Here is a 7,315-nt window from a genome sequence, read left to right as displayed (position 1 = left end):
CGCACCCCACCGACGGTAATCTGTCTCCCAAACGGGGGGGTGCCTCTTGGGGGAGCCGGCTTGCCGGCGATGGAGCGCACAGCGGCCCCATACCGAAAGCCGCATGCCAGGCAAAAATCCGCTAAAGTCCCCGGTGTTGGCCACAAGCCAGCTCCATGTACACCGGAGATACCATGAAAAAGCTCTTCACCCTGTGCTGCGCCACCCTGCTTGCAGCCTGCTCCAGCAACACCCCGTCGAACCACGCCAGCCTTGATGGCGAAGTCTTCTACCTGCAACGCATCGCCCTGCCGCCCGCCGCCACCCTGAACGTGGCCCTGCAGGACGTGTCGCTGATGGACGCCCCGGCGGTCACCCTGGCCAGCCAGAATGGCCCGGTCAAAGGCAACGTGCCACTGCCCTTCCACCTGACCTACGACCCGGCCCAGATCAAGCCCGGCCACCGCTACGCGGTGAGCGCGCGCATCGAACTGGACGGCAAGCTGCTGTTCATCAACACCGAACACCATGGCGTGATGCTCGACGGCAGCGACCAGCAGCCGGTGCGGATCAAGGTCGACCCGGTCCGCTGAGCCCCCGCCCCACATTGCCCATAAGGAAATATCCATGATCCGCACCTCCCTGCGCTTCACCACCCTGTGTGCCGGCGTGCTGCTGTCGGCCAGTGCCATGGCCCTGTCGCTGGGCGACCTGTCGCAAAGTGACGCCAGCGGCGGCCTCAAGGACGCCCTCACCCAAGGCACGCAAATCGCTGTCAAGCAACTGAGCACCCCGGGCGGCTTCAGCAACAACCCTGACGTGCGCATCGAGCTGCCAGGCAACCTCGGCAAGGCCGCCAAGGCCATGAAGATGTTTGGCAAGGGTGATCAGGTGGACGCCCTGGAAGCCGGCATGAACAAGGCTGCCGAAGCGGCCGTGCCACAGGCCCAGGCGATCCTCGTGGATGCGGTGAAGAAGATGACCGTGACCGATGCCAAAGGCATCCTCAGCGGTGGTCAGGATTCGGCTACCCAGTACCTGAACAAGAGCAGCCGCGAGCAGATCCGCGCCAAGTTCCTGCCGATCGTCAAGCAGGCCACCGACAAGGTCGGCCTGGCCCAGCAGTACAACAGCTTCGCCGGGCAGGCCAAGGGCCTGGGGCTGATCAAGGATGACGCCAACATCGAGAACTACGTGACCGAGAAGGCGCTGGACGGTCTGTTCGAAATGATCGGCAAACAGGAAGAAAGCATTCGCCAGAACCCGGCCGGGGCTGCTACCAGCCTGGCCAAGAAGGTGTTCGGCGCGCTGTGATTCTGACCTGAAATCCTCAGGGCTGCTGCGCAGCCCATTCGCGGCACAAGGCCGCTCCTACAGGGGTTCGCACTCGCCTGTGGGAGCGGCTTTAGCCGCGAAAACCGGCAAAGCCGGTGCCATCCACCGCGTCGTCTGCTTCGCGGCTAAAGCCGCTCCCACAGGGCCGCGCTATCACAGCCCCCTGCGAGACTCAGTCCTTCCTCACCCTGAACCACGCCGCATACAACGCCGGCAGGAACAGTAGCGTCAGTACCGTGGCCACGATCAAACCACCCATGATCGCCACCGCCATCGGCCCGTAGAACACACTGCGCGACAACGGAATCATCGCCAGCACCGCCGCCAGCGCGGTCAGCACGATCGGCCGGAAGCGCCGCACCGTGGCCTCGATGATCGCCTGCCAGCGCCCCATCCCGGCGGCAATGTCCTGCTCGATCTGGTCCACCAGGATCACCGAGTTGCGCATGATCATGCCCGCCAGGGCGATGGTGCCGAGCATCGCGACGAAACCGAACGGCTGGCGGAACACCAGCAGGAACAAGGTCACGCCGATCAGCCCCAAAGGCGCGGTGAGGAACACCATGAACATCCGCGAGAAGCTGCGCAGCTGGATCATCAACAGGCTCAACACCACCACGATGAACAGCGGCATGCCGGCATTCACCGAACGCTGGCCGCGCTCGGAGTCCTCCACCGTGCCGCCGACTTCCAGCAGATAGCCGTCTGGCAGCTCAGCCTTGATCTGCTGCAGGGTCGGCTGGATCTGTTTCACCAGCGTGGCCGGCTGTTCCTTGTCGTAGATGTCGGCACGCACGGTCACCGTCGGCAGGCGATTGCGGTGCCAGATGATGCCTTCCTCGAAGCCATACTCCAACGTGGCCACCTGCGACAGCGCCACGCTCGGACCGTTGTCGGTGGGCAACGCCAGGCTGCCCAGGTTGCCCAGCTCACGGCGTTCTTCAGGGGTGCCGCGCAAGAGGATCTCGATCAGTTCGTTGTCTTCACGGTACTGGCTGACGGTGCTGCCGGTCAGCGAGCTCTGCAGGAAACTCGACAAGTGCGCGGTGCTCACCCCCAGGGCGCGGGCGCGGTCCTGGTCGATGTCCAGGTACACCGCCTTGCTCGGCTCCTCCCAGTCCAGGTGGACGTTGACCACATGGGGGTTCTCGCGCACCTTGGCCGCCACCTCGCGGGCCAGGGCACGGACCTTCTCGATGTGCTCGCCGGTGATGCGGAACTGCACCGGGTAGCCCACGGGCGGGCCGTTCTCCAGGCGGGTGACCCGCGAACGCAGCTCGGGGAATTGCTCATCGAGGGTTGCGATCAGCCAGCTGCGCAGGCGCTCACGGTCTTCCAGCGATTTGGCCAGCACCACGAACTGGGCGAAGCTCGCGGCCGGCAGTTGCTGGTCCAGGGGCAGGTAGAAGCGTGGCGAACCGGTGCCGACATAAGCCACGTAGTTGTCGATGCCGTCCTGCTGCTTGAGCAGCGCTTCCAGCTGTTTGACCCGCTCGGCGGTGTTGTTCAGCGAAGCACCTTCGGCCAGCTTCAGGTCGACCATCAGCTCCGGCCGCCCGGAGGCCGGGAAGAACTGCTGGGGCACGAAGCGGAACAGCAGGATGCTGCCGACGAACGCCGCGATGGTCAGCAATATGACTGTCTTGCGCCGCCGCACGCACCACTCCACCACCCGCCGCACGCGCTGGTAGAACGGCGTGGCGTAAGGGTCGGGCGCATGCCCGTCGCTGCCATGGCGCGCCGCATGCAGCTTGGCCAGGTCCGGCAGCAGGCGTTCGCCCAGGTACGGCACGAACACCACCGCCGCCACCCACGAGGTCAGCAGGGCGATGGTCACCACCTGGAAGATCGAGCGGGTGTACTCGCCGGTGCTCGACGCCGCCGTGGCGATCGGCAGGAAGCCCGCTGCCGTGATCAGGGTGCCGGTGAGCATCGGGAAGGCCGTGCTGGTCCAGGCGTAGCTGGCTGCCTTGAGCCGGTCGTAGCCCTGCTCCATCTTGATCGCCATCATTTCCACGGCAATGATCGCGTCGTCCACCAGCAGGCCCAGCGCCAGCACCAGCGCGCCCAGCGAGATCTTGTGCAGGCCGATGCCGAAGTAGTGCATCAGGGCGAAGGTCATGGCCAGCACCAGCGGGATCGCCAGGGCCACCACCAGCCCGGTGCGCAGGCCCAGGGAGAAGAAGCTGACCAGCAAGACGATGGCCAGCGCCTCGACCAGCACCTGGACGAACTCGCCAACGCCGGCTTTCACCGCCGCCGGCTGGTCGGACACCTTGCGCAACTGCATGCCTGCCGGCAACCCCTCGGCCAGGCGGGCGAACTCGCCCTCCAGGGCCTTGCCCAGCACCAGGATGTCACCGCCGTCCTTCATCGACACGGCAAGGCCGATGGCGTCCTCGCCCATGAAGCGCATGCGCGGCGCGGGCGGGTCGTTGAAGCCACGCTGCACCTCGGCGACGTCACCGATGCGGAAGGTGCGGTCGCCCACGCGGATGGGGAACTGGCGGATCTGCTCGACACTGTCGAAACGCCCGCTGACCCGCAGTTGCAGGCGCTCGCTGGGGGTCTCGAAGAAGCCGGCGGTACTCACCGCGTTCTGCTCGCGCAGTGCCTGCTGCACCGCGGTCAGCGGCACACCCAGGGTGGCCAGCTTGACGTTGGACAGCTCGATCCAGATTTTCTCGTCCTGCAGGCCGATCAGCTCGACCTTGCCGACATCCTTCACCCGCTGCAGCTGGATCTGGATACGGTCGGCGTAGTCCTTGAGCACCGCGTAGTCGAAGCCCTCACCGGTCAGCGCGTAGATGTTGCCGAAGGTGGTGCCGAACTCATCGTTGAAGAACGGCCCCTGGGCCTCAGGCGGCAGGGTGTGCTTGATGTCCGCGACCTTTTTGCGGATCTGGTACCACAGCTCGGGGATGTCCTTGGAGTGCAGCGAATCGCGGGCCATGAAGGTGACCTGGGACTCACCAGGCCGGGAGAACGAGACAATCTTCTCGTATTCGCCGGTCTCCATCAGCTTCTTCTCGATGCGCTCGGTGACCTGGCGCGACACTTCTTCGGCAGTCGCCCCCGGCCACAAGGTGCGGATGACCATGGCCTTGAAGGTGAAGGGCGGATCCTCGCTCTGCCCGAGCTTGGTGTAGGACATGGCGCCAATAGCCGCCAGCAGGATCATCAGGAACAGTACGATCTGGCGATTGCGCAGCGCCCAGGCGGAAAGGTTGAAACCCATCGGGACTTACTCCTTGGCCGTCAGGTTCACGTCTCGGTTGCTGCGGTCCACAGGCCGCACCTGTTGCCCTTCGCGCAGCACATGGCCGCCGGCGGCGACCACCCAGTCGCTGGCCTGCAGGCCCTCGAGCACCGGCACGCTGTCGGCGCCATAAGGCCCCAGGCGAACCGCCGCGCGCTCCAGCCGGTTGTCCTTGCCGACCCGCCACACATAGGCCTGCCCGGCTTCGGCGCTGACCGCCGAGAGCGGCACCGCCAGCGGCGCGTGTTCGGCATGGGCGATGAACACCCGCGCGCTTTGGCCGAGTTCGGCCGGGGCGTTGCCGGAGGTGAAGGCGATACGTGCAGCAAAGGTGCGCGAACGCGGGTCCGCGGCCGGCGACAGCTCACGGATACGCCCTTCGAACCGGTCGTTGGGGTGCGACCACAGCTCCACGCTGACGGCCTGGCCGACGCTGAAGCGGGCGAACTGTTGCTCGGGCAGGCCGATCACCACCTCGCGCTCACCGTCGGCAGCCAGGGTGAACACGGTTTGCCCGGCGCCCACCACCTGGCCGACTTCGACCTGGCGCTTGGCGATCACCCCGGCCTGGGGCGCGCGCAGCACGGCGTACTCGGCCTGGTTACCGGCCACCTCGAATTCGGCCTTGGCCTGTTTCAGCCGAGCGAGGCCGGCACGGTAGAGGTTTTCGGCGTTATCGAATTGGGAATGGCTGACCATCTGGCGGTCGAGCAGCTTCTGGTAGCGTTCGCGTTCGGTGCGCACCAGCGCCAGGTTGGCTTCGGCGGCGGCCACCTGGGCACGGTTGGCCTCCAGTTGCAGGCGCACGTCCTGCGGATCGAGCTCGGCCAGCGCCTGTTCGGCCTTGACCCGTTGCCCCTCCTCCACCAGGCGCTTGCTCACCTTGCCGCCGATGCGAAACGCCAGCTCAGGCTCGAAGCGCGCGCGCACCTCACCGGGGTAGCTGTCTGCCGACGCGCCCGCGGGCTGGGGCTGGACCACCAGGGCCGGGCGCGGCGCAGCAGGTGGCGCGGCCTCCTGGCCGCAGGCGGCCAGCAGCACGAGGGCAGCGGGCAAGGCGAGGGACAACGCACGACGCAACATGATGAAGGACCTTTGGCAGAGGGGCGCATCGAATATTTATACTGGCGAGTATATTAAGTCAGCGCATCCGCGCCGGGAAGCGGTCCACCAAGAGAAAAACCATAATATCGGTGCGACGCACGCTACAGCCGGATCGTCCGCGACCCGGTAAGATGGTCACCTTTCCCAGCAGGTAACGATTGCACATGCCCACTGACGCACCCATCGGCCCCGGCCGGCCCAAGGATCTGGCCAAGCGCGAGGCCATTCTCCAAGCCGCCAAGTCGCTGTTCCTCAGCCTTGGCTATGCCAACACCAGCATGGATGCGGTCGCTGCGGCGGCAGGTGTTTCGAAACTCACGGTCTACAGCCACTTCACCGACAAGCAGACGCTGTTTGGCGCGGCGGTCATGGCGACTTGCCAGGCGCAATTGCCCGATTTGATCTTCGAGTACCCGGAAGGGGCGGCGCTGATGGATGTGCTGCTGAACATAGCCCGTGGGTTCCAGGCGCTGATCAGCGCGGACGAGTCGGTCCAGCTCAGCCGCCTGATCATTGCCTTGAGCAGCCAGGATCCGGGGTTCGGGCATTACTTCTATGAGGCCGGGCCCAAGCGGGTGGTCGCGGGAATGGAGGCGCTGCTGCGCGGGATCGACCAGCGGGGGCTGCTGCGGATCGACAATCCGTTGCGGGCGGCGGAGCAGTTCTTCTGTCTGGTGAAGGGGGCGCCGGATTACCGGTTGTTGATCGGGTGTGCGCCGGCGCTGACGGGGGATGAGGCGGAGGTGCATGTGCGGGAGGCGGTTGAGGTGTTTGTTCGGGCTTATCGGAGCTAGATCGCGTTCGGCGTTCGGCATTCGGCGTTCGGCGTTCGGCGTTCGGCGTTCGGCGTTCGGCGTTCGGCGTTCGGCGTTCGGCGTTCGGCGTTCGGCGTTCGGGGCTGAGTGTGTTGGTTTTGATAGATTTATGCGCATTCGGCGGTGATGGCGACTTTTAGTCACCTTTCCGCCCTTACGGCGGCCTACTTTTTTCTTGGAAAAAGTAGGCAAAACCGCCTGCTCCCATCATACGGCCCCTGCGCTGCGCTCCGGGGTCCCCTCGCTCCGGTGCCTTCCGGGCCCGCGCGGCCTACGACTTGCTGCGCAAGTCTACATCTCGCGCCTTCGGCTTACGCCGAAGGGTGCTGCGCACCAGGGCCCTACAGTCACCTCCACTCGGCCTCCTGAAGTCGCAATTTGTGTTGCCTGAACTATTGCGCGCTTAGAAGCAAAATCAAAAACAGATCAAGAGCAGATCAAGAGCAGATCAAGAGCAGATCAAGAGCAGATCAAGAGCAGATCAAGAGCAGATCAAGAGCAGATCAAGAACAGATCAAGAACAGATCAAGAGCAGTGATACGGCTATCTAGGTTTGGCTGTTGTTTGCTTATTGCTTATTCGGGCCCTATCGCCGGCAAGCCGGCTCCCACAGGTACAGCGCAAGTCAGAGAATTCCCACTAACCTGTGGGAACTGGCTTGCCAGCGATTGCAATCCTGAGTTCCCACCCAATCCAACTAGCGACAGCTAACGCCAGCCCAGGCGCCGCCCCTAACTTCGCGACTTCAGGAGGCTGAGCGTAGGCGTCTGGAGGGCCCTGGTGCGCAGCACCCTTCGGCGCAGCCGAAGGCGCGAGATGTAGA

Annotated in this window: 5 protein-coding genes; 3 read left to right on the top strand and 2 right to left on the bottom strand. The window is 64.8% G+C overall.

What is annotated here, in order from left to right:
• The first annotated feature begins 173 nt into the window (after positions 1 to 173).
• Positions 174 to 572, top strand: a complete 399-nt coding sequence (locus ACO6VM_RS03970) for a YbaY family lipoprotein (protein ID WP_110992445.1) — start codon at positions 174 to 176, stop codon at positions 570 to 572.
• Positions 573 to 606: 34 nt separating this feature from the next.
• Positions 607 to 1,293 carry a DUF4197 domain-containing protein gene (locus ACO6VM_RS03965; RefSeq protein WP_390968083.1) on the top strand — a complete coding sequence of 229 codons (687 nt, stop codon included), beginning with the start codon at positions 607 to 609 and terminating at the stop codon, positions 1,291 to 1,293.
• A 193-nt stretch (positions 1,294 to 1,486) separates the two neighbouring features.
• Here the strand turns inward: ACO6VM_RS03965 and ACO6VM_RS03960 are convergent, their stop codons facing one another.
• On the bottom strand, positions 1,487 to 4,552 hold the full coding sequence (locus ACO6VM_RS03960) for an efflux RND transporter permease subunit (protein ID WP_401056743.1): 3,066 nt from the start codon (positions 4,550 to 4,552) through the stop codon (positions 1,487 to 1,489).
• Between the two features lie 6 nt (positions 4,553 to 4,558).
• Complete coding sequence (locus ACO6VM_RS03955; RefSeq protein ID WP_401056744.1) at positions 4,559 to 5,656, bottom strand: efflux RND transporter periplasmic adaptor subunit; 1,098 nt, start codon at positions 5,654 to 5,656, stop codon at positions 4,559 to 4,561.
• Between the two features lie 185 nt (positions 5,657 to 5,841).
• Here ACO6VM_RS03955 and ACO6VM_RS03950 point away from each other — a divergent pair, with 185 nt between their 5' ends.
• Positions 5,842 to 6,471: a TetR/AcrR family transcriptional regulator gene (locus ACO6VM_RS03950; RefSeq protein WP_110992449.1), complete on the top strand. Its 630-nt coding sequence runs from the start codon at positions 5,842 to 5,844 to the stop codon at positions 6,469 to 6,471.
• The last annotated feature ends 844 nt before the right edge of the window (positions 6,472 to 7,315 follow it).

Origin of the sequence: Pseudomonas sp. GZD-209 (assembly GCF_049310485.1) — a bacterium.
GTDB classification, from domain to species: Bacteria; Pseudomonadota; Gammaproteobacteria; order Pseudomonadales; family Pseudomonadaceae; genus Aquipseudomonas; species Aquipseudomonas sichuanensis.
This window is presented reverse-complemented; position numbering and strand designations above follow the sequence as displayed.

Bases quoted from the DNA above. Each gene is read 5' to 3' on its own strand.
- ACO6VM_RS03970 (WP_110992445.1), top strand. From the start codon at position 174: ATGAAAAAGCTCTTCACCCTGTGCTGCGCCACCCTGCTTGCAGCCTGC.
- ACO6VM_RS03965 (WP_390968083.1), top strand. From the start codon at position 607: ATGATCCGCACCTCCCTGCGCTTCACCACCCTGTGTGCCGGCGTGCTG.
- ACO6VM_RS03960 (WP_401056743.1), bottom strand. From the start codon at position 4,552: ATGGGTTTCAACCTTTCCGCCTGGGCGCTGCGCAATCGCCAGATCGTA.
- ACO6VM_RS03955 (WP_401056744.1), bottom strand. From the start codon at position 5,656: ATGTTGCGTCGTGCGTTGTCCCTCGCCTTGCCCGCTGCCCTCGTGCTG.
- ACO6VM_RS03950 (WP_110992449.1), top strand. From the start codon at position 5,842: ATGCCCACTGACGCACCCATCGGCCCCGGCCGGCCCAAGGATCTGGCC.